The sequence below is a fragment of the Francisella sp. SYW-9 genome, from assembly GCF_008711465.1.
Classification (GTDB): domain Bacteria; phylum Pseudomonadota; class Gammaproteobacteria; order Francisellales; family Francisellaceae; genus Francisella.
The window spans coordinates 22,543-45,583 of record NZ_VXKQ01000024.1; the positions used below are offsets into that span (position 1 = coordinate 22,543).

Below are 23,041 nucleotides of genomic sequence, written 5' to 3' on the forward strand. Positions count from 1 at the left end.
AGACAACTACCTAAGAGCCTTCCTTTACTATCCATAAATATCTCCTTATAAATTAAGATTATGCTTCTTTACGAGATTAGTTATGTAATGCTTAAACTATTATAATATCTACGTCATGATCTGATATGGATAGATAATATTCGTACGCTAAACATTAACTAATTATATCTATTTGCGATAAAATCCATCTATGACCTCTCTCTTAATAATGCGCTCCATGACGATACAAGAAATCATGCCTTTATTTCCTTTACCAGAAATATTTACTGAACTACCAAAACATAATTTGTTATATTTTATCGATAGCTCTAAAATAACTTTCTCTCAAAGCTCTCCGGGCTTAATAACAAAACAACTTGTTGAGCGTTTGTCCATAACAAGCTCTTCTGCTCCATAGGGAATATATTTTCTAGCACTATCTTTCCAAGGTAAAATATACATCCTAACAAGATATCTTCTTTATAATGTTTCTCATAAAAAGATAGTATCTCTGAATTTATTTCTGCCAAACTTTTCAGTTGCTCTATTGATGAACATAAAACAACCCCGGGCTTATTCCTGTTGCGGTTTTTTATTTGAAACTTCTTCTCTAAACCAACTCCATCAGTGGCAATAATTACATAGCCCACTTTTGTGGGGCTAACAACTATTTTACCAGGAGTAGTCAATACATTAATTATTTCTTCGCTTACTCATGCTGAATCCCATTCTAATCGTTTACTAAGTATCTAATAACTCCTTGCTTTCTTTACACGTATACAGACATATCAAGTGTGATAGTATTCATATGCTGTCCACCATATAGTTTTTGATACGAATATTCTGGACCAAAAAGAACATTATTATCAAAATATGCACGCTGTGCCGAAACGATAAGTTGTTTTTTTATTCCTGTAGCAGACTCTGGTCCTGATACAGCAGATGCGGATAAAGTCATTGGTATATCAGTAGCATTATATGTTTGTCCATATGAAACACCAAGGTTAGTATTTCTCCCACCTAAGATTAATGAATAGTTGGCTGCGCCATACCATCCGCCAGCAAGGACATCACTCCCATCTCCATTAAAGTTCTCTGAATTAGTAGTTGTTGACCACCCAGCTCCTAAGTTTAGAAAGCCTCCCCATAAACCATAAGTTAAGTTAGCATCGATATTAAATGCTCCTACCTTGGCATTTTCTGAACCTGTGTTATTTAAAAAATCCTGTATTGGGTCATTTCCTGAACCATTCAGATTATAAACATAACCAACATTAAATGAGCCTATTAAATTATTAGTCCAACTATCTGTATAGAACAATCCCGCTGAAAAGTCGGCTGATTGATCATTTGATCCGAAAACACTGATATTAGCATTCCAAACGTCATTTTTATAATTTAAAGAGATATTTGTAACCTTATCTGGAGATAGGAACTTTGTCATCCCATCCGTCCATGGACCACCTCCTCCATAAGCACCCACAGAAAGCTTATTTCTTCCCGCTGTTACAAAAAATGGTGACGTATCTAAGTTACCGAAAATCACAAAAGCATTACCCAAACTAAACTTACCTGATTCATCTGTATCAAAATCAAACTGCGCTGTCACATAGTGCCCAAGGTTTGATAAGAAATACAACTTAGCATTAGTTAAATAGATATTTTGCCCTGTTCCTGACAATCCTTTCCCTGCAGTACTATTACCAAACCATGTTTGAGCATCTGCCTCTATATATCCACCAAAGAAAACCGAATAATCATCAAATTTATCTCTCTGTCCCAGCAAAGTCGATGCAAAAAGGTTTGATGAGATCTGGCCAATAGGAATGCTATTGTTACCGGAATAAGAGCCTAAAAAAGTAATCTGACCTTGTGTTGTGATCGCTGGTGCTCCTCCAACATCAATGGCTCCATTTTGATTAAACACCCCTCCTAAAGACTTATTTTCTAAATTTATTATTGAATTTTTTGAGTTAACATTATCTGCAATATCAATATCTGAAGAGGTAGCTTGACCAACTAAAGCTTGTGTTAGGTCTCCCTCTACTTGAGAAGTATTAGGAGCATTATTATAAACCTTTTTACCATATGTTGTAAATGAAGAGCTGTTCCCAGATGTAGTCATAATAGTACTTTTTTGAGATGCTATCTTTAATAGCTGTGCTTGCAGCTGTTCCACCTGATTTTGTAGTTTTAAAAACTCTTTTTTACTAATGTTTCGGGTACTTGATTCTTGGTTTGGTGATCTCATTATCGTTGAACCACTCGTCACAGTATTATTAAGAGATTGATCACCAATACTCGTCACCCCTAAAGGACCTCCTTGAGAACTAACTTTTGGAAAATTTTCAGAAGAGTACCCATTTCTACAAAATATTAATATACTCCCTATTAAAATGACAGTTTTTATTCCCCGAACCATAATCAACCCTCTTAATACACAACCAAAAGTTTATAAGCCTTTACCATGAGATAGCAGTAACCCCAAAAATAAAGAGATCTCAAAAATGGAATCAATCTAGGAAGTATAATTCAACAAAAAACTTTGATATAAGCTGAAAACTAGCATACTCTACTCTTAGTTTACTAATCTTCACAATATGTAATATCAATTTTCTTCTTATACATGAGTACATCCTAGACCATCTTCTTAAAAAGTCTATAGTCAAAAAAGATAGATGCATATATCGGAAATAAATAGAGTCAGTCAATTTTGAATGCCTCATATACGAGACTTTAAAAGGTAAATATATTAGAGGACTAATATTTGAGCAAGAGTAAATTTATATGCTTAATCTAAAACTACACAACCTTGCCCATACTACAGCATCTAGTAAAAAATACTTTATATTTTCAAATATTTATTATTTAGTTGCTAAATGAAGATATAATGCTTGTATTTTCTGTATTTCAGATCTAATAATTCTTATTAGTTCATCTCTAAAGTCAGAATGTTTATAAACCAGTATAAAATAAGGGTATATAGGGAACTCTATTTCAACATGTTCTATTTTAGTTATATTCTTAAAGTCTTTTAAGATCGTATCATGATAAGAGATAGGCATAAAACCAATTACATTTTCATTTATAATAAGGTTTGCCTTTTGTATTTCATCATCAACAATATATTTTATATTATCAAGGTTAAACTTATAAGTTTTAGATTTATATTTGAATTCAGTAATTCTCTGAGTTAGATTATGACTACTAAAAACAAACGGTGCATCAATAATTTTTTGAGGATCATCATGTATACTTTTTATAGTAGTATCATTTCCATAAAGATATGCTGGTATCTTAATCGCATCTATAGATGCGCAAACTATCCAGTCATCTAAATCTATATATTCAAGGTGCTTAGTAAAGATTTGAATAACACTATATGAATCAAACTGATATTGATGCCCATTTAAATTATCCGCTTGATATGTATTTAAAGTAAAGTTAATAGATTTTTTATTAGCTTTTTGAATTTCTGGTAATATCCGATTCATGAAAATTTTCATGAATAACGGAACCCCGAGAATATTTAATGACTTACGCTCTTTAAACCCTCTTTTTTTTACAGTTTGAAGAATATTTTCTAAATCTTTGACAGTTCTATTGCAAGAGTTATAAAATTTACCCCCCTCTTCTGTTGGAGTAATACGGTTTTGTACATTCTTTATGAGCCTTATACCCAAAAACTCCTCTAAGCTCTCAATCTTATATTTTATAGTATTAACCTCTACTAAGAAATATCTTTTAACGCCCCTATATGAGCCTAGTTCTACTAATTTAAGAAAGTAGCGAGTTGCTTCAATAATATCCCTATGAATAAAGTCCATATCTATAATTAATCCAATCTATCTGTAATGATTTTATCATATTTATATTAGATTCTGGCATAAAATGAAGAAATATTATTTTTAGCTTTAGAACAACCATAATTAAGCCTTTTATTATAAGATTGATTACTATTTATTGAGCCTCTGAATTATTACCAAATCTATTAAGAAGTATAACCTTATTAACAGTACCTTAGCCATTTACAGTTTCCTTAAGAAGGTCACCTTTTTAGAATATAAAAGTCAATACCGTTAGTTACATAATTAAATCAAGTTTTAAACTATGATATATACGGCTGCTATAACCATAGGTATAAAAGTTATTCCAAAACCAAAGGCTCTATATATAGGAAATTTTAAATATCCTAAAATAAAGAGAATCCTACCAATGATAAAAAGTCCAGTCATAACATATAGCATACTTAAATGATTAAGGGGTAAAGCATATGCAAGAGCAAATATCATTCCAAAGAAAATAATAGTATGTTCTATAGAGTTTATTAAAAGAGCTTAATGTATTCTTATCTTATCTGTAACAATACCATCTCTACCATCATCACAGGCATTAAACCTTCTCATCCCTACATTGAGTACTAAACATATAATCAAAATAATAGGGTAGATTGATAAATTGCATACAATCGCTAATCGGTCTGTAGCATCATGATGAGATGATAAATACACCCATGATATAATAAGTATTGGCACAATGGTAATCAGTGAAAATAATGTATGATATTTAATTATTTTTTGTTCATACTCTTTGTTTCTAGTTTGTTGCATAGTTGTTGTTACCTTTCAATTACTATTTATAGCTTCTTTAAGATTTTTACCTGCTTTAAAATGAGCAACTGTTGCCGCTTTAATTTTAATAGTTTCACCAGTCTTTGGATTCCTACCATCTCTAGCAGCTCTTTTTTTAGCTTGAAAGGTACCAAAACCAACAAGAGTTACATCTTCTTTCTTTTTAAGTGAATGTGTTACTGCATTAATAAAAGCTTTTAAGCTTTTCTCTGCATCTGAGATAGTTATATCAGCTTCTTTAGCAATTTTATTTACTAATTCATTTTTATTCATTTAAAATATCCTCTTGTTATTTAAAGTTAGAATACTTAGTTTATAACAATAGTAAAGTTACTAGGAAACCTAAAATAAACTGGGGGAATTAATATTAAACACACCTATATATTTATAATCACTAAAATAGGTACTGTTGCAAACTTTAACTGACTAATTTTATATTCTTTCAATTTTCTTCTGTTTTATGGATGCGTTTAAATATAAGCAATTTAAGGGTGATATAATACTTTGTGTCATAAGATGGTATTTAAAATACGGTACAAGTCATAGAGAATTAGAGGAGATGCCTAAAGAGAGGAGGAAATGTAGATCATACAAACATTTATAGATGGATTACCCAATATTCTCCTGAGTTAAAGAAAAAGCTAAGTTGTATAGAAGTATAATATATTTTAAAATCTTAAAAGTAGATGAGACCTATATAAAATTAAAGACAAATGGGAATATTATAAAGAACTGTAACTAAGGATGGTTATACTGTAGATTTTTATCACATACTAGAAATACTTAAGAAACTTCAAATATGATATCCCAAATTGGAGGATATGATCAAGCATATAACAATACTATATTTGAATTAAAAACTGAGAATTATAACTATAGTCATATTAGAATATAGGAAAATAAAATATTTGAATAATATCATTTAGCAGGATCATGATAAGTTTAAAAGATTCATAAAACTAATGCTTGGTTCTAAATTTATGAAAACAGCTAATGCTACTATTGTAGGTTATGAGTGGATGAGGATATTTAAGAAAGGTCAGTTTGATATTTGAACTAAAATGAGAAATAAGACTGAAGCTAAATTTATTAATGAGTTATTTGATGTATATAGCACTAATTTGTAAAAGTCTAGATCTGATGTGACAGTTACCTATTTTAGATAAGCCTTTACTGTCAGTTCAGATTGAGTTGATCAACCTTCTCCATCCAGGTTTTTTTTACCATCTCTGTGTATTTTAGGCTTTTTATCTTGGCATCACTGACTTTCTTGAACATATTTACATACTGACATTATATCAAATACTATACACATGAGTACAGTATGTAAATTGTCAAGCGATACTATAGTTTCTGATGAGATTTAATGAGACTGCTAACATCCATTAAAGCCTTGATCTTAAAAGATTTTGATATATCTTGAGATAATATAAGAAAAGTTAAATGGTGCCGGAGGCCGGACTCGAACCGGCACTCTGTTGCCAGAACCGGATTTTGAATCCGGCGCGTCTACCAATTTCACCACTCCGGCGTATTATTAGATATCCTCAGGCCAGTTATCTATCGCTGTACCAAGAGATAAGCCTAGCTCTGATAATTTTTGTTTAATCTCTGTTAGAGATTTCTTACCAAAGTTTGGAGCTTTTAGAAGTTCATTTTCAGTTTTTTGTACAAGTTCACCAATAAATCTGATGTTTACTGCTTTTAGACAGTTAGATGATCTAGCTGTTAGATTTAGCTCTTCAACATGTTTTAATAAGATAGGATCAATATCTTTTGTTGGATCTTCTACAAAGATACCTTGATTGATATCTTCAACATCAACAATATTTCTCAATTGATTTTGAATCTTTGTAGCAGCTAGTCTTAAAGCTTCTTCACAAGTGATATTACCATTTGTCTTAATGTTAAAGTTAAGCTTATCAAGGTCCGTACGTCTACCTACACGAGCATCCTTAACCTCAAAATCACAGAAAGTAACAGGTGAAAAAGTAGCATCTAAAAGGAACTCACCATCTTTGAAATTTTCAGATGTTTGTCTATAGCCAACACCTTTTTCAACTTTAGCTTCTATTTTTAGTTTTCTGCCACCATTATAGCTACAGATAAATACTTCTTCTGTTATTTTCAAACCTTCTGATAGTTTAGCTTCCTCAGAGAAAACCTCTTCTTCAGAGCCAGAAAGATCAAAGATTATAGTACCTGTTTCAACATTATCAGCTAATGCTACAGGGAGAGCCTTAACATTTAAGATAATATCAGCAACAGTCTCGTCACATGGAATTACATCTTCTAAAGATGTAATTTTTCCATCATTAATTTTTATACTAGTAACGCATGCACCACCAACAGAATAAAGCATAGTTTGCTTCAAAGCATAACCAAGTGTATAACCAACACCTCTTTCTAGTGCTTCAAAAGAAAACTTAGTCGCATTTTTAGCATAGTCATCAATTTTAATATTAGTAGGATGTAGTAAATTTTCTAGTGCCATAGCAGTTTTAAAACCTAGTTATATTTTATTCGATATAATTTAATTCCAAAGATTATAACATACAAATGCAAAATTTTAATAGCTTTATTATAACTTCTTGATTTTGTTTATACTTTCAAGCTTCACTTTAATCTTACTCTCGAAACCACTGCCTGATGGAGAGTAGAAAGTTTGCTTGATATTTTTAGGTAAATACTGCTGATTAACATATGAGTTTGGATAATTATGTGGATATAAATAGTTGCTATCCTTATAATTTTTTAGATGCTGAGGTACTTCTATATGACCTAAGCCTTTAGTTACTTGCTGTGCTTCTGCTAATGCTTTATAACAAGCATTACTTTTAGGCGCAACAGCTAAATATATGGCAGCTTGAGATAGAACTAACCTACCCTCTGGTAAACCTAGTTTTTCATATGCATTCCAAGCATCTATTGCAACTCTCAAAGCTTGTGGATCAGCATTACCAATATCCTCTGAAGCTATACACAACATTCTTCTAGCAACAACTAATGGATCTACGCCATTATCAAGCATCAAACCAAGCCAAAAGATAGCTGCATCAGGATCAGTACCTCTTACAGATTTATGGAAAGCTGAGAGTTGTTCATAAAATTCTTTACCCTCACGATGAAAATCTCTTGATGCTTCACCTACTGCTTGATCAAATAAATCTTTAGTTAGAACAATATTCTCTGCTTGATTACTAATCAAAAATATTCTCTCAAGCAAGTTTAAAATTTTACGGCAATCGCCCTCACTATAATTATGAATGGCATCATATAAACCCTCACCTATTTCAAAAGTGTGACGTGCTAAAATCTCATCCTGTTTCAATGCTCGTTGAATTAGTTCTTTAGTTCCTGTAATACTTAAACGTTTAAGACGTAGTACAAACAATCTCGAAACTAAAGCATTATTCAGATAATATGTCGGATTTTCTGTAGTTGCTCCAATCAAAATAACCTTGCCAGACTCAACATACGGTAAAAGTAAATCTTGTTGTGATTTATTAAAGCGATGGATTTCATCTAAAAATAGCACAAAGCTATCTAGATCTTTATTATCTGCAATAAGCTTCTTAACTTCTTTAACGCCTGAGTCTACAGCTGATAACTCAAAGAACTCCAGATTCTTAGAACTTGCTATAATTCTTGCTAATGTTGTCTTACCAACCCCTGGTTTGCCACATAAAACCATAGAACAGATACCATCACTAACAAGTATTTTTCTTAACACACCATTTTCGGATAATAGGTGTTCCTGACCTATAATATCATCGATTTTATTGGGTCTTACTCTGGCTGCTAGTGGTATATATTTCATTTACTAAATCTCATTATTTTTTTGATTATCACAGCACATTGCGATTAGCTGTTGCGATATCAATGAAAAGTTGCTACAACTGTCTGAACATGGTGAGTTTTGTAGCAACCATTGATTAGCAACAAAGCGATAGCTAAGTGCTAAGCAGTTTTGCATACTTTTCCTGCTATGAAAAAAGTATGTCGCAATAACTGGCAAAGCCAGTTGCGAAACTATTAACATAAACCTTAGACCTAGTCCATGATTTTCTAATTAATAACAATCTTATACTTACTTTTAACAAGTTCATAAAGCATGCCTTCACGCACTGCGCCATTTGATAACTTCATTTCAGCAATACCCAAACAATCAAATATCGCATACAAGATAGTAACACCTCCAGCAAGGACACTTTCACGATCCTCTCTTAATCCTTCAAAACGTATATTCTCAACTTGTCTTTTATCCATCATCATAGTTATTAGATCATTTAAGAATTTCTGTGTAACAATAGAGTTATTATTAAGCATTTCAGAGATATTTGTAACTGAGATAATTGTACCAGATGAGCCTAAAACATGATTCCAGCCTATTTTTTTATATTTTGATAATATTGGCTCAAGTGTCTGTTTGGCTTTAGCTGTGGCAGCATGAAAGTTTGCAAAATCAAGTTTCTCATTTGTAAAAAAATCTTTTTGCATACCGACACACCCCATATCCAAACTACGCGCTATCAATATCTTATCACCTCGACCAATTACAATTTCTGTTGAGCCGCCACCGATATCAATAACTAATGTCTTTTGCTTTATATCATGATTATCTCTAGCTCCAACATAAACAAGCCTTGCTTCTTCTGGTCCAGAAATAATCTTAATCTTTGCTCCCAAGGCTTTATCTAATTTCCTTTTAAAACCTTTAATATTATTTTTTGCTTTTCTAAGTGTATATGTTCCGACCGCGCGTACATGCTCAACTTTATATTTCTGTATTTCTTGGGCAAAAAACTCTAAGCATTTAATAGCCCTTTCTTGGACATCCTTACTTATAGTTAGGTTATTATTTAAACCTGCTCTTAATTGTACTTTTTGCTTTTGTTTAGATAATGTAACAACCTCTCCATCAGGTTTGATTTCACTAATAAGCATATGAAAACTATTTGAACCTAAATCTACTGTTGCTACTATTTTTGACATATAATCCAAAAGCATGAGTTTTATAACTAGTTCTATTATAAAAAAATATAGCTAAAATAGCTAAAAAAATTTGTCTAAGAAGTTTTTTTGTTTATAATAACTAGCAATTAGTTTAACTTCTTATAAAACATCAAAATACATAGTAGCAAGGCTACTTAATCGATTTTAAAATCAAAATTTAAAGGAAAATCAAAGCATGTCAAAATGTATCGATATATCAGATAGTCAATTCGAAAGTGAAGTTTTAAATAGTGATACTCCTGTATTATTAGATTTCTGGGCACCATGGTGTGGTCCTTGTAAAATGCTTTCTCCTATACTTGAGAAAGTGGCTGATCACTATGGTGATCAAATCAAAGTTTGCAAAATCAATATCGATGACAATGAAGAAACTGCTATGAAATTTGGTGTTCGTGGCGTACCTACTCTTATGGTTTTCAAAGATGGCGAAAACAAAGAAACTAAAGTTGGTGTGGTACAAAAAAGTCAATTAATTTCAATCATAGACAAATATCTATAATTTAGTTATATCAACATATCTTTACAAATAGAGAATCAAATGAATTTAAATGAATTAAAGTATAAATCTGTTAATGAGCTAATGGACATAGCTCAAAGCCTAGATCTTGAATCACTGCGTGCAAGAAAACAAGAACTTATCTTTTCAATCTTAAAATATCATGCTGATAAAGGTGAAGATATTTATGGTGAAGGTATTTTAGAAGTTTTACAAGATGGTTACGGTTTTTTAAGATCTTCAGATAGCTCGTATTTCGCATCTCCTGATGATATATACGTTTCACCAGCTTTTATTAGAAAACTAAACCTGCGTACTGGTGATAGTATTGTTGGTAAGATTCGCCCTCCTCGTGATAATGAAAAATACTTTGCAGTTAAGCACATCGACAGTGTCAACTTTGACTCTCCTGAGCTAGCTAGAAAGAAAATCTTATTTGAAAACTTAACTCCTGAATATGCTAAAGAAAGACTTACAATGGAGATTGGTAATGGTTCAAATGAAGATATTACAGCAAGAGTTATTGATTTAGCTGCGCCATTTGGTAAAGGTCAGCGTGGTTTGATTGTTGCACCTCCTAAAACTGGTAAAACAATTATGATGCAAAATATTGCAACATCAATAGCTAAGAATCACCCTGAATGTAATCTAATCATGCTACTAATTGATGAACGTCCTGAGGAAGTTACAGAAATGCAACGTTCAGTACGTGGTGAAGTTGTTGCTTCAACATTTGATGAGCCTGCTGCTCGTCATGTTCAACTAGCTGAAATCGTAATTGAGAAAGCAAAAAGATTAGTTGAGCATAAACAAGATGTTGTAATCCTATTAGACTCAATCACAAGACTTGCTCGCGCATACAACACAGTCTCTCCTGCTTCTGGTCGTGTACTTTCTGGTGGTGTTGAGGCAAATGCTCTACAAAAACCTAAGAGATTCTTTGGTGCTGCACGTAATACAGCTGAAGGTGGTAGTTTAACAATAATTGCTACTGCTCTTGTAGAAACAGGATCTAAAATGGATGAGGTTATCTTTGAGGAATTTAAAGGTACTGGTAATATGGAGCTTCATCTTGATCGTAAAATTGCTGAGCGTCGTGTTTATCCTGCTATTAGCTTTGATAGATCTGGTACGCGTAGAGAAGAGCTTCTTACATCTCAAGAAGAGCTACAAAAACTTTGGGTTCTACGTAAGATTCTTGGAGGTATGGAAGATGTTCAAGCTATGGAATTCTTAACAGAAAAAATGAAAGGCTCCTTAACAAATGAAGAGTTCTTCCAAACTATGAAAAGAGGCGCCATTTAATTTTTCTATAATTCTAAATATTTACTATCTAACTTATATCTCAAAATTACAATTTCTAAAATAGGTATAAGTCGAGCTTGATTTATTATTTGATAAATTAATATAGTTAAGCCAAATGTCCTTTGTAACTATTTTCTTTATCCTGAACCTACTCATTAAAAATTAGATTTTATTCTCAAGTCGTAGAATGATATATCTTTCGGATTAACTATAATAGAATTTTCAAAAGTTAATTAGCTTTTTATTAGAGAAGTACAGTATTTATTTAACTCTTCCGCAGATTCTTTAGAAGTAGCTTCAGTATAACATCTAAGCTCTGGAGCATTGCCAGAAGGTCTTAAATGTAAAACATCCTGATTCTCCAAAGTTATTCTAACACCATCTGTAGTATCTATATGTTTAATATCGTTCTTACCATTAAAATACTCAGAAACTATCTGATCTAAAAGCTTCGATTCACCTGCTAATATTGTCTTTAATATTTCGTTACTTTTCTCAGTTGCAAAATCATCAACCTTACTACTAGCGGTGTAGCGTGCAGGTAAGTCAAATAATAGTTCAGATATTGTTTTATTTGAAACTATCGATAACATAAGCACAGCTAACATCGGTATCACGGCGTCACGAGTAGGTAATGCTTTTAAAGTAGTATCTTTTAGACAAATATCCCCAGCCTGTAAAAAACCTCCATTAGCCTCATAGCCAACTACACCACTATGACCATCTAAAAGTAATTGATTCATTGCAGCAATTACATATGGCGAACCGATTTTAGTTCTAATAATATTCTTAAAATATCCTATCTTTTCAACTATAGTGTTACTACTAACTGGAGTTGCTACAGACTGTGTCTGTAGATACCTAGCAGTTAAAACACCTAATACATCACCTTTTAGCCAATTACCATACTCATCACTAACTAGAGGTCTATCTGCATCACCATCTGTTGAAACTATACTATCGATCTTGTACTCACTTGCCCACTGGTTTGCAAGTTTGACATCTTCTTGACGGATTGCTTCAGTATCTACTGACACAAACCTTTCAGAGAATCCCAATAAGATAACTTTAGCTCCTAATTTTTCAAGAATTTCTTTAACTATCTTACGTCCCACAGATGAATGCTCATATAGTCCAATAGTCTTACCTTCTAAACAGTTATTAGGAAAAAATTCTGTATATCTATCAACATATTGTGAATGAGCTTGATTACATATCGTAGGAAGTTCTATTTTTTGTAAAAACATTCCATTATAATCAAAATCAGCATCATTAACTTTTATAGCTTGATTAACTATTATCTCTTCATCTTCTTTAAGAACTTCACCATAAGGAGTATTAAACTTAATACCGTTTCTATCTTCTGGAATATGACTACCAGTAACCATAACTGACGGTATCTGATTAGATACCCCATACAGCATAACTGCTGGCGATGGTATTTCCCCACAATATACAGGTTCATAACCACTATCTATAACAGCTTTGACAACTGCTTTTGTTATTCTAGGACTACTATCACGCAAATCATGTGCTATAGCAATTTTTGTACCTTTAGTTATAGAATATTTTTGTTCTAAAAACTGAAGAAAAGCTTTTGTATATAACCAACAAATTTTGTCAGTCATAGCTGATACAAGACCTCTAACACCACTAGTACCAAACTTAACTCCACTAATTTTTATAACATCCTTAATAACTACTTTTTCCACGCTAATCTCCTAGAATAGTTTTAATATTATAAATTTATTTTTTCTTACGATAGTTTAACATTCGCCCTTTTAGTATTTCCAGTAGTTTAACTACATATTTTGTTGAAATACACCAGTAGTTAGCCTTAATGCCATTTATTTTAAGAGCCTTCATTGTCTCTTGATTGATAATCTTTTTACTTTGTAAATTGCTTGTACTAACGCCACCCACTAACATCTTAATTATACATTTATTCAAATAAGTATATGAAAGCCTATTTACAAGTAGAAATCTCACAAAGATTTCATAATCTGCAGCTATTTTAAAATCTAAGCGATACACACCATATTTGTCATAAACAGACTTTTTAACAAAAAGTGTTGGATGTGGTGGCATAATCCCAAATTTAAGTTTGTTTGGAGTAAACCGCTTAGCTGAATAATAACGAAGAATTTTACTACTCTCATTTACAAACATTAAGTCTGCAAAAAGCATATCTTTATCATTTTGCTTAAATTCTTTTACAATGTTATCTATCACACTACTATCACTGTAGCAGTCATCACTATTCAAAATACCAACGATATCTCCAGTAGCTAAAGCAATGCCTTTATTCATAGCATCATATATACCATCATCTGATTCACTTATAATCTTTGAGATTCTAGATTCATATTTTGCTAAGATATCTAAAGTAGTATCATAACTACCTCCATCTACTATAATATACTCAATATCCTGATAAGTTTGTAACAACACTGATTTTATTGTATTTTCAATAGTTTCTGCTGAGTTATAACAAACGGTAATTATCGATACTTTCAAATTATCAACCTTCCAAAATATTTTTATAAATATCTAACTGCTTTGCTATTATATAATCATTTTGATATTGCTTCGCAGTATTTTTTGCATTTTGAGCCATCAAATCATAATTAGCATAATCATATGACTTCTTAATAGTTTCTTGTAAACTATCTTTAGTCGTTAAAAAACCATTTTGTTCATTCTTTATAAAATCTTTACGCGTACCAATATCAAAGCCAATAACTGGAATACCAAAGCTCATAGCCTCTATTATTGTTAAACCAAAAGTTTCATACAATAAAGCTGGCTGAATCAAGTATTTTGACTGAGAAATAAGAGATAAGGTTTCTTCTCTAGAACATTTACCTCTAAAAATAATATTTTTCGATGAGTATTTATTAATTATTTCATCACTATCGGGACTATTACCGACTACCGTCAGCACAAATTTATCATCTAAAGATAACCAAGTATCTAAAAGATCAAATATGCCTTTAGATTCTTCTAGTCTACCTACATATATATAATCTTGCCTATCAACTTTGTTATGTCGCTGTGTTAAAGAAGCTATACTATTAGGCTTTAAAATTATTTTATCTACGGCTATACCAAGTTCTGTAACTTTCTGCTTTTGAAAATCAGTCAGTACAAAAAAATAATCAATGTTTTTAAACATTCTTGAAAGCTTATAAAAACTAAATGCTAACTGAGCCACTAAACTTTGTAATCGTGACTTTCTATAACATTTATTTTTGATGCCAGAAATAGGTAATTTATTTTTAGTGCATAGTTCACATACACCAAACCCATCTCTATATAAAATCCCAGATATACACCATAGCCTATAGTTATGAAGCGTATGTACTACTTTCGCACCTGACTTTTTAGCTGCCTTAAATATACTTGGTGTTAATAGTGGAAAAAAATTATGCACATGGACTATATCAATATTATTATCTTTAACTATTTTTTTAATATTCCTATAGTGCTTAAGTGAAAACCATATCCCAAATAATAGACTAAATTTACTAATATCATCATTAGAAACTTCATATGCTAAGACTTTATCTCTGCCATGTAGCTTTTGTAAAGACTTTAACTCATTATCATAAACTATATCTTCGCCACCGATATTATTTGACTGATAGCGGTTATGGACAATCAAAATTTTCATAAATAAGCCTCAACTTGCTCAATATCCTTTGTATTTAGAGAGAATTTCTCCACACCAGTGATAAGCTCATGATATTTATCTGAGTTAATTGCTTGTATCAATGAGATTAGCTCATCAATATTTTCTGGGTCTATCCAATAACCATTTATATCATTTTTAACAATATCTCTGGCTCCGCAGCTTTGACTAATAACTACAGGCAAACCAAAATAGAATGCCTCTTCAACAACCAGCCCCCATGGCTCAACTAAGCTAGGTAAAATAAAAATATCATGATTAAAAAACTCTTCTTTAAGTTTTTTATTTTCAATAGCATGTTTGAATACAATGTTATTACTAGTAGCAATTTTCTGTAAGTATTCTTTCTGCTCACCTTCACCAATTATAGTTAAATTATAGTCCTCTATACTATTAAATACCTTGACTAATCTCTCCAAATTTTTAACTTCAGATAGTCGACCAACATAAAGAAAATTTCTACGGAACTCTCTAGCTTCTTTATCAAAGCTTGGCTTATTAATAATACCAACACCTTTAGTAACTTTGACATCTCCTTTATATCCAAGCTTAACAAGCAACTCTCGGTGAAGGGTCCCAGAAGCAAAAACTTTAGAAACTCGTGATAAAAATATTTTTTTTATTATTGCTTGAGGACCAGTTGTCTTACTTTCATTGATGGTTGACTCAAGAGCTAAACAGTTCTTACTTTTACTATTAGTAAAAATAACATACCAAAATTCACGCAAATCCCAGCCACTAACTAATATTCTCTTATATTGAAAACTTTTTAAAATACTTCTTAAGAGTCTAATATTTGCAGAAGAATTTCTCTCTTGTAAATTTCCAGGAAATAAAATTTCATATTCGAAGGACACGTCATTTAAGGCAACAAAATCATTAGCCCTCTTTTCATTTGTATTTGCAGCTAAAAAAATAACAAAGATATTTAATTTCTTCGCTAATTGATTATACAGATTAACTTTATAAAAAGCTGGTATGTGAGTAACTATTACGTAATCATACATAAGAATTTATCTTGCCTTTTATCAAATCTATACCTTCATCTATATATGTATATAATATAACAATACAAGCCTTTAGTAACCCCTAAAGTAGCTTCGTAGCTTAACTAATATAGAGATAATATAACTTTTTATTACTGGAATATACGAAAGTCCATAAGATCTATTTATCTGAAACTTTTCTTTTAAAATTTTATTTAGATTCTGTGAGGAGATACCATCAAGATCGTACTTAGAAATAACAATATCTAAATATTTTGATTTTTTGCCAAGTTTAAAATACTGCATCGTAAAATCTTGATCTGCACATATCCTATATTTAAGATTGTATTTTATTGAATCATTTAGCTTATAAAAAGTAGACTGATGACATAGCCTCATTCCTAGTGCCATATCTTTTAAATTTAAATCTGGCTTATATTTTAAGATTTTATGACCAATATCAGTATTTCCATAAACGACATTTATATCTTGCAAAAACTCCTGATCAAACACTTTCTCTAGCACATCATTAGAATAGAAGCGGTCACCTGCGTTCATAAAGTTCAGCCATTTTCCTTTTGCCAACGCTATACCTTTATTCATAGCATCATATATACCATGATCAGGTTCACTTACATATTGATTAATATGATCTTGGTATTTTTTAATTATATCTAAAGTACCATCAGTAGAACCCCCATCAACAATAATATACTCTACATTTTGATATGATTGATTTAATACACTTAAAATAGTCTCTTCTAAAAGTTCTTTAGCATTATATACAACTGTTATAACTGAAACTAATGGATAACTACTTTCTTGAGTTTGAGAATTTGACAAGGATAGCTCCTAAGATTAATTACTCTTTCTACCTAGTTTTTCTCTAAGTTTAAAACCTATATGACGGAATATTCTTACATACTCATTATGTCTTCTAATCATATTGTCAGATGTATATTTGACGTAAAACTTATACATAAAGATATGCCATAAATCAAAAACATTCCTTCTTGGTTTGCCTCCAACAATATCATAAAACTCATTCATATAGCCACTTAAATCATGGCTTTTATTAGTTTCATGATGTCTAAAACCGGAAATATTACTATTACATATATGCAAATTTGCATACTTTGCAAACTCATGCCACATAAAAAAATCACCTGCTAGTTTATATTCAGCAAACTTTTTCATATTCATCTTATCTTGCAGAGATTTTGTCCAAAATGTTGATTCTTGTTGGATAGATGGCAAACTAGTACCATGGATTCCCTTTAGAATTCTTTTTCTTGAAGGTACCAAAGGCAACATAGAATTCTCAATGATACCATCCTTGTTATACCAGGTATTTTTAGCATTGATCCATTGTGCCTTTTCGCCATGTTTTTTCATCTCAGCAGCGATCGCTTTAAAAGCATTTGGTAGATAGAAATCATCTGAATTTATATATGCAACAATATCACCTGTTATTATTGAAAGACCTTTTGATAAAGCATCATACATTCCATCATCAGGCTCACATATAAATTTAATATCTAGATTATTACAGTAAATATCTAGTTCACCCTTATTATGTTTATCAACATATTTTTGAATAATATCACAAGTACGATCCTTTGACTTACCATCTACAAGAATATATTCGATATCAAAATTACCTCTTTGAGTAATTACACTCAAAATAGTTTCTTCAATATACTTCTCAGAATTATATGATACCGTTACTATAGAAAACTTCATTCTTTCTAACCTATTTAGCTTATTTATTAGAATTATTCTTTTTTATTAATACTCGATACAGGTTCTTTACCTACAACTCCAGACTCAAACCTTATTTCAAGCTCATGATCTAATAGACTGGCAGAATAACGCTCATCACTTTTATCTATAATCTCCAGCTTAATTGAATATTTACCTATGAAGACCATATTTTTAAATCTGGTTTTAAATATATATGAAGTGTCTTTATTAACATTATCTATGCAACTTTCATAGACTGAATCTAAGAAATTAAGCTGCTTACCTGTTATATCAGATGCTCTAAGTTTAAGATCAATTTTTTTATAGTCCCTTTTAAATTTAATCAGAGCCTTAACATCATAAAAATATCCTGTCTCTAAAAAACTAGTTTCTGCCCCATCCATATCATAAAGAGTAAACTCATCAACAACAATATTTTCATTATTAATATTTGATAAAACACTCTTTTCTTCAGATGTATATATCAACTCCATAGGAATACCTTTCAATTCAGCTATAGTCCTATCTCTATCATTACTAAATAATATTTTTTGATAATAATGCGCAATCTCTCTTGGAGGTCCATCAAATAAAATCTCTCTATCATATAAGAGAATAGCTCTATTACAAAACTCTATCATTAACGATATATTATGTGATACAAAAACGACTGTTGTTCCACCTTTCAAGAGCTCTCTAATCTTTACAAAACATTTATTTTGAAAAACGACATCTCCGACAGCTAATACCTCATCGACAATCAAGATTTCAGGCCTGGTTGCTGTTGCAATACCAAATCCTAATCTAGCTCCCATCCCACTACTATAGCTTTTGACAGGTTGGTCAAGATGTTCACCAATATCAGCAAAATCAATTATATTTTTAGTTACATCCTTTCTATCATTATCTGGAACCCCATTTAAACTTAAGTTAAAATCTATATTCTGTCTCCCAGTAAGTTCTGGATTCAGACTTCCTGTAAGCTCCAGCATAGCGTTAATATGACCATTAGTTATAACCCTTCCAACCGATGGAGTAACTACACCTGCTATCATTTTTAATAAAGTTGATTTACCAGCTCCATTTAATCCAAAAATTCCTAAAACTTCTCCTTTTTTAATTTCTAAATTAACATTACTTACAGCACAGAAGTTTTTATGGTATTTTTTCCTAAATGGATTAAATGCCTCCTTAACTCTATCTCTAGCTCTGTCATAAATCTTATAGTATTTTGATACATTATCTAACTTTATCGCTATATTTTTTTTCATCAGATCACATCTCCAAAGTGTGGAGTAAGCTTTTTAAAAGCTAGTGCTCCTAAAAATAAAATAAATGATAACATAATAATAAAAATAAGAGTTGCTACACCACGATCCCAGAACCATACTTTATTAATAAGAGAATCTCTAAACCCTTGGATAATATATGCCATAGGATTTAAGTCTAAAATAAATCTAAATCTCTCAGGAATTTTATCTGGTGACCAAAACACTGGAGTAAACCAAAATCCAAATTGAACAATTAGACCGACAACTTCACCTATATCTTTAACAAAAACCTTAATAGCTGAAGTAAGCCAACCTAAGCCCAATAGCAAAATTATACTAAAAAACACATAAAGAGGCAGTTGCAACCAATACAAATTAGGAGAGTATCCATTCAAAAGAACAACAGTTAATACTAATAACAATAATATTAAATGAATTATTAAACAAGATAGAATACTAACAAGAGGCAAAATATTAACACTAAACGCGACTTTTTTCACTAAAAACTCATTCTCAGTTATTGAATTACAACTTTTAACAAGAGCTTCCGAAAAGAAAAACCAAGGTACCATTCCTGTTAATAAGAACAAAATCATATGTGAACTAGTTATTCCAGCACCAGGTTTGATTCCATAGGTAAAAACAAGCCAAATAACAAAAATAAAAGCAGATGGTCTTATAATAGCCCAAACAATACCTAAATATGAACCCAAATATTCTTCCCTAAAATCATTATAAGCCAATATAAGTAAAAGCTTATAGTTATTTTTTAGGTGCTTCATAAATCTATAGAATTCTTTTAAATAAGATACCATTTACTTTAATATTTTATATATTTAGATTTAACAGAATTATAGCAGAAATAAAGTTTAAACACTATTTTATTCAAGTTGAACTTATTAAAAAAAACAGCCATTTCAATCTTACTATTCAATCTCTTATATGATAAACAATTATGTTAATTAAAGCTTTGTTTTTGATGTTTTTCTACTCTTAAACAATATCAGCTCTTTCTTCTTAACAAATCATAAATTCGACTTACTTTTAATAGTTTTATCAACATCGACTTAAAACTATTATCATTCACTTGCTTTTCAAGGAAATTTATATACTCACTACACTCTTTAATAGTTTCATTATCTCTTTTCTTAAATCTTGCAAAGCTTTCCAATACCGTTTTAAAGTCTTTTTCTGAAAATTGATATAAAACTTCCGATACAAAGTTAGATGAATTAATATCTACATTCTCACTAAAGGTATTTACAAATGAATAAAGAAACTTATCTTTGTATTTGTCTCCAAAAATATAGCTAAAAGCTATACAGCCATGCAAAAACATTATAAGTTGAGACTGCTCATTTACACCACTCCAAATACCACCATCATTCATCCTATAAACAGACATAGTTCTATCGATATATTTAATAGGCCCAAACTTTGAGAATACAAGTAACATATAAACATCATTACGCTTAACTGACGAGTATTTCTTTAAATATTCATCAATTTGATGCTTATACTCACAACCATACCTAAAAACTAAAGATGTTGTATGTAAATAAGCTGAGTCTATAAAGTCTTCAAATTCATAACTATTTTTTTTATTGTTTGAATTTACAAATAGTCTATTTGTTAACTCTCCATTTACTAGGAATCTTGTATTATGGCCACACCCCATAAATTCTGAATTCTGCTTCAGAAAGTCAACCTGCTGCTGTAATTTATTAGAGTCTATCCAATAATCATCTCCTTCGCATAAAGCTATATATTTACCCCTAACCTCTGGTAAAATAAAATCTCTAATAGGTAAAGCTCCTTTTGAATACTGATTTTCTTCTTGATAAATCAATCGAATTATATTCGGATACTCTTTGACATAATTTCTTATAATTTCAGCAGTCTGATCTGTTGAACAGTCATCACTTACAATTATTTCAAAAGAGAAATCTGTAATTTGGGATAAAAAACCAGTTAAGGTTTCTTCAATATACTTTTCTTGATTATATGCTGTACAACAAATACTAACCAAAGGCTCATGATTCTTCCAACTTGATAATATTTGATTTTCACTTCTTAATTCAGACATTAGCTATAAAACTAGGATAATCTCCACATGATAAATATTATAATCATAAACAATGCGAGATTAAATAACTCGTTAGTATTACTCTCATACTTTTTATTTTTCATAAAATTTATTTTAAAAATAATCTTTAAAATGTAATAACTCAAATACTATTAAATAAAGAGCTAAGTAGAATAAAAGTAGTTTAGCCCTTTTTCCACCATTAATAAAATCATCAACATGAAGATTCTTTATTATATACAGTTACGTACGAGTAATTATTTTTTTCAACTACATAAGGTATAATTCTTTCTATAGCATGCATATAGCTACCATCATTAGATAGTGGTTCTTGTTGCAATACGCTATCTTTTTCTAAATAAAAAAGATCTCTTATTGCATCAACCCTAGCCCAATACATATTCCCAACAGGGAATAAAGGAGTATTACCAATCTCACTCATTTTTAACATTCTACAAAGTAAATTTATATACTTTTTATTATCTCCAATATCTATATAATTTTTGCTTTCTGGAAAGATTAATCCTACTTTCTCATCATCAAATAAACTTAAAATAGATCTAGCATAATTCCGATTTCTACCTATAAGGTTATTTAACAAATATTTTCTCCATCGATTGCCAACATCTCCCTCAATAGCGACTGATTTTTTACTATGGAAATGACCAATAATTTCATACTGTCCATTCAGTAAAGTATTTTTTAAATCAAACAACATTGGTGCTATGTCCCTACCTATATTTTCAACAACATGAATCGCAATTCTTTTAGCTCCAGAACTACTAAAAATAGCTTTAAGGTGATTAATATCACTGGAATTAACTATAGTAACGTATAAGTCATACTCATAAGGAATATTACTTAAGAAATCACAAAACTCCTCTGCTAACTCAATGTAAAATAAATGAATATGAATGGCTAACTTTCTTTTTACACATTCCTCAATAGCAAATGGAGGAAATAAACAAATATGTGTTGAACATTCCCCTCTGTCCATAGCATCATATAAAGGAATATTTTCTCGAGATTTATGCTCATACACCCATTTAGATGTTGAAAAACCAGGAGCTGGATTAGGACACAACTTATATAAGTTCTTTCTTTGTGTTCTTATATAGAAAAAAGCAGACTCTTCTCTTGAGCTTAATACACCCATATATTTATGATCAAAACACTTTGATTCACATAATACTTTTGATATTTTAATATTCTCTAGGTTAATAGTCTCTACTTCAAATATTTGTTTTTCTAAAAATCTAACATCATTAAAAGAATTCTCAACAATACCTGCTAAAAGAATTTTAGCAGGTAAGTACTCAGCAACAAAATATTCTAGAGAATCACGCATCTCTCCAGAATTTACCGCTATCTTATCAAATAAAATAATAGAGTTAGTCACTTGCTCTTTAGGCACCTGCTTTATACTATAGAGGTCTCTAAGAATCGCAAGGGTTGCTATCCTCAAGGACACCGCGTTATTAATTGCAGGCTCATTCATAATAGAATTAGATATAATAACTTTCAATCGATATTTACTTTTTAGATTAGATAAAATAGCAAAAGATTTTTGTCTGCTGATATCTTTTGCATTTATTATTAAAAAAGAAGATTTTAAAAGTGTTTCACAAACTTCAATATCTAAATCTAAATTTAAATAATAAATAATATTATACTTATCCCCTAAAGAAGATAAAACATCTCCATTGTTAGTTAAACTACCTAAAAAAATAATAGTTTTTTTTTCTTTGTCATATTTTTTATTAGTAAAAATAAAGTTTTTTTTCACCATAGCCCACATGAAGAACCCTAACCTCAAGCGTATCATCAATAAAAAACT

The 23,041-nt window shown here is 30.8% G+C and carries 22 protein-coding genes and 1 tRNA gene; 2 read left to right on the plus strand and 21 right to left on the minus strand.

Annotated features, from left to right (window positions below; genetic code table 11):
* Positions 1–308 precede the first annotated feature (308 nt).
* The 11 genes from F3D62_RS09590 to F3D62_RS09640 form a co-directional block, all read right to left on the minus strand.
* Complete coding sequence (locus tag F3D62_RS09590; protein WP_191092589.1) at positions 309–668, minus strand: Sua5/YciO/YrdC/YwlC family protein; 360 nt, start codon at positions 666–668, stop codon at positions 309–311.
* Between the two features lie 80 nt (positions 669–748).
* Positions 749–2,401: a DUF3573 domain-containing protein gene (locus F3D62_RS09595; RefSeq protein WP_150468031.1), complete on the minus strand. Its 1,653-nt coding sequence runs from the start codon at positions 2,399–2,401 to the stop codon at positions 749–751.
* A gap of 442 nt (positions 2,402–2,843) precedes the next feature.
* Entirely contained in the window at positions 2,844–3,806 is a 963-nt protein-coding gene (locus F3D62_RS09600; protein WP_150468032.1) for a LysR family transcriptional regulator, read from the minus strand.
* Between the two features lie 276 nt (positions 3,807–4,082).
* Entirely contained in the window at positions 4,083–4,307 is a 225-nt protein-coding gene (locus F3D62_RS13250; RefSeq protein WP_411961321.1) for an MAPEG family protein, read from the minus strand.
* Between the two features lie 9 nt (positions 4,308–4,316).
* The gene (locus F3D62_RS09610; protein WP_150468034.1) at positions 4,317–4,589 is read right to left on the minus strand and encodes a hypothetical protein; all 273 of its coding nucleotides are present in this window, start codon (positions 4,587–4,589) and stop codon (positions 4,317–4,319) included.
* A gap of 15 nt (positions 4,590–4,604) precedes the next feature.
* Complete coding sequence (locus tag F3D62_RS09615; protein ID WP_150468035.1) at positions 4,605–4,883, minus strand: HU family DNA-binding protein; 279 nt, start codon at positions 4,881–4,883, stop codon at positions 4,605–4,607.
* Positions 4,884–6,054: 1,171 nt separating this feature from the next.
* Positions 6,055–6,141 (minus strand) — tRNA-Leu (locus tag F3D62_RS09620).
* Between the two features lie 6 nt (positions 6,142–6,147).
* Positions 6,148–7,104 carry a DNA-directed RNA polymerase subunit alpha gene (locus F3D62_RS09625; RefSeq protein WP_150468036.1) on the minus strand — a complete coding sequence of 319 codons (957 nt, stop codon included), beginning with the start codon at positions 7,102–7,104 and terminating at the stop codon, positions 6,148–6,150.
* An 87-nt stretch (positions 7,105–7,191) separates the two neighbouring features.
* Positions 7,192–8,430, minus strand: coding sequence for a replication-associated recombination protein A (locus tag F3D62_RS09630; protein ID WP_150468037.1), 1,239 nt, complete (start codon positions 8,428–8,430; stop codon positions 7,192–7,194).
* A 3-nt stretch (positions 8,431–8,433) separates the two neighbouring features.
* On the minus strand, positions 8,434–8,652 hold the full coding sequence (locus tag F3D62_RS09635; RefSeq protein ID WP_150468038.1) for a hypothetical protein: 219 nt from the start codon (positions 8,650–8,652) through the stop codon (positions 8,434–8,436).
* Positions 8,653–8,678: 26 nt separating this feature from the next.
* Positions 8,679–9,605: a Ppx/GppA phosphatase family protein gene (locus F3D62_RS09640; protein WP_150468039.1), complete on the minus strand. Its 927-nt coding sequence runs from the start codon at positions 9,603–9,605 to the stop codon at positions 8,679–8,681.
* Positions 9,606–9,801: 196 nt separating this feature from the next.
* On the opposite strand from F3D62_RS09640, the gene trxA reads away from it, so the two are divergent.
* Together trxA and rho are read left to right on the plus strand one after the other, a co-directional pair.
* Positions 9,802–10,125 carry a thioredoxin gene (gene trxA, locus F3D62_RS09645; RefSeq protein WP_150468040.1) on the plus strand — a complete coding sequence of 108 codons (324 nt, stop codon included), beginning with the start codon at positions 9,802–9,804 and terminating at the stop codon, positions 10,123–10,125.
* A 39-nt stretch (positions 10,126–10,164) separates the two neighbouring features.
* Entirely contained in the window at positions 10,165–11,427 is a 1,263-nt protein-coding gene (rho, locus tag F3D62_RS09650; RefSeq protein WP_150468041.1) for a transcription termination factor Rho, read from the plus strand.
* Between the two features lie 233 nt (positions 11,428–11,660).
* Here rho and F3D62_RS09655 read toward each other — a convergent pair whose 3' ends face one another.
* From F3D62_RS09655 to F3D62_RS09700, 10 genes are all read right to left on the minus strand, one after another.
* Positions 11,661–13,139 carry a phosphomannomutase gene (locus F3D62_RS09655; protein ID WP_150468042.1) on the minus strand — a complete coding sequence of 493 codons (1,479 nt, stop codon included), beginning with the start codon at positions 13,137–13,139 and terminating at the stop codon, positions 11,661–11,663.
* 34 nt (positions 13,140–13,173) lie between these two features.
* Positions 13,174–13,944, minus strand: coding sequence for a glycosyltransferase family 2 protein (locus F3D62_RS09660; RefSeq protein ID WP_150468043.1), 771 nt, complete (start codon positions 13,942–13,944; stop codon positions 13,174–13,176).
* 4 nt (positions 13,945–13,948) lie between these two features.
* Complete coding sequence (locus F3D62_RS09665) at positions 13,949–15,100, minus strand: glycosyltransferase (protein ID WP_150468044.1); 1,152 nt, start codon at positions 15,098–15,100, stop codon at positions 13,949–13,951.
* Positions 15,097–16,125 carry a glycosyltransferase gene (locus F3D62_RS09670; protein WP_150468045.1) on the minus strand — a complete coding sequence of 343 codons (1,029 nt, stop codon included), beginning with the start codon at positions 16,123–16,125 and terminating at the stop codon, positions 15,097–15,099. The genes F3D62_RS09665 and F3D62_RS09670 overlap by 4 nt, the downstream gene beginning before the upstream one ends.
* A gap of 72 nt (positions 16,126–16,197) precedes the next feature.
* Positions 16,198–16,947, minus strand: coding sequence for a glycosyltransferase family 2 protein (locus tag F3D62_RS09675; RefSeq protein WP_150468046.1), 750 nt, complete (start codon positions 16,945–16,947; stop codon positions 16,198–16,200).
* A 15-nt stretch (positions 16,948–16,962) separates the two neighbouring features.
* Complete coding sequence (locus F3D62_RS09680; protein ID WP_150468047.1) at positions 16,963–17,847, minus strand: glycosyltransferase; 885 nt, start codon at positions 17,845–17,847, stop codon at positions 16,963–16,965.
* Between the two features lie 32 nt (positions 17,848–17,879).
* A complete protein-coding gene (locus F3D62_RS09685; RefSeq protein WP_150468048.1) occupies positions 17,880–19,118 on the minus strand; it encodes an ABC transporter ATP-binding protein in 1,239 nt (412 codons plus the stop codon).
* Complete coding sequence (locus F3D62_RS09690; protein WP_224732677.1) at positions 19,118–19,900, minus strand: ABC transporter permease; 783 nt, start codon at positions 19,898–19,900, stop codon at positions 19,118–19,120. Before F3D62_RS09690 ends, F3D62_RS09685 begins: the two co-directional genes overlap by 1 nt.
* Positions 19,901–20,121: 221 nt before the next feature.
* On the minus strand, positions 20,122–21,204 hold the full coding sequence (locus F3D62_RS09695) for a glycosyltransferase family 2 protein (RefSeq protein WP_150468050.1): 1,083 nt from the start codon (positions 21,202–21,204) through the stop codon (positions 20,122–20,124).
* A 214-nt stretch (positions 21,205–21,418) separates the two neighbouring features.
* Positions 21,419–23,029, minus strand: a complete 1,611-nt coding sequence (locus F3D62_RS09700) for a rhamnan synthesis F family protein (protein WP_191092590.1) — start codon at positions 23,027–23,029, stop codon at positions 21,419–21,421.
* Positions 23,030–23,041: the final 12 nt, after the last annotated feature.

Excerpts from the sequence above, each read along its gene's own strand:
- F3D62_RS09630 (WP_150468037.1), bottom strand. The coding sequence starts at position 8,430 with ATGAAATATATACCACTAGCAGCCAGAGTAAGACCCAATAAAATCGAT.
- F3D62_RS09595 (WP_150468031.1), bottom strand. The coding sequence starts at position 2,401 with ATGGTTCGGGGAATAAAAACTGTCATTTTAATAGGGAGTATATTAATA.
- F3D62_RS09610 (WP_150468034.1), bottom strand. The coding sequence starts at position 4,589 with ATGCAACAAACTAGAAACAAAGAGTATGAACAAAAAATAATTAAATAT.
- F3D62_RS09700 (WP_191092590.1), bottom strand. The coding sequence starts at position 23,029 with ATGATACGCTTGAGGTTAGGGTTCTTCATGTGGGCTATGGTGAAAAAA.
- F3D62_RS09695 (WP_150468050.1), bottom strand. The coding sequence starts at position 21,204 with ATGTCTGAATTAAGAAGTGAAAATCAAATATTATCAAGTTGGAAGAAT.
- F3D62_RS09665 (WP_150468044.1), bottom strand. The coding sequence starts at position 15,100 with ATGAAAATTTTGATTGTCCATAACCGCTATCAGTCAAATAATATCGGT.
- F3D62_RS09640 (WP_150468039.1), bottom strand. The coding sequence starts at position 9,605 with ATGTCAAAAATAGTAGCAACAGTAGATTTAGGTTCAAATAGTTTTCAT.
- F3D62_RS09680 (WP_150468047.1), bottom strand. The coding sequence starts at position 17,847 with ATGAAGTTTTCTATAGTAACGGTATCATATAATTCTGAGAAGTATATT.
- F3D62_RS09685 (WP_150468048.1), bottom strand. The coding sequence starts at position 19,118 with ATGAAAAAAAATATAGCGATAAAGTTAGATAATGTATCAAAATACTAT.
- F3D62_RS09625 (WP_150468036.1), bottom strand. The coding sequence starts at position 7,104 with ATGGCACTAGAAAATTTACTACATCCTACTAATATTAAAATTGATGAC.
- F3D62_RS09670 (WP_150468045.1), bottom strand. The coding sequence starts at position 16,125 with ATGTATGATTACGTAATAGTTACTCACATACCAGCTTTTTATAAAGTT.
- F3D62_RS09690 (WP_224732677.1), bottom strand. The coding sequence starts at position 19,900 with ATGAAGCACCTAAAAAATAACTATAAGCTTTTACTTATATTGGCTTAT.
- F3D62_RS09635 (WP_150468038.1), bottom strand. The coding sequence starts at position 8,652 with ATGTTAATAGTTTCGCAACTGGCTTTGCCAGTTATTGCGACATACTTT.
- F3D62_RS09600 (WP_150468032.1), bottom strand. The coding sequence starts at position 3,806 with ATGGACTTTATTCATAGGGATATTATTGAAGCAACTCGCTACTTTCTT.
- F3D62_RS09615 (WP_150468035.1), bottom strand. The coding sequence starts at position 4,883 with ATGAATAAAAATGAATTAGTAAATAAAATTGCTAAAGAAGCTGATATA.
- trxA (WP_150468040.1), top strand. The coding sequence starts at position 9,802 with ATGTCAAAATGTATCGATATATCAGATAGTCAATTCGAAAGTGAAGTT.
- rho (WP_150468041.1), top strand. The coding sequence starts at position 10,165 with ATGAATTTAAATGAATTAAAGTATAAATCTGTTAATGAGCTAATGGAC.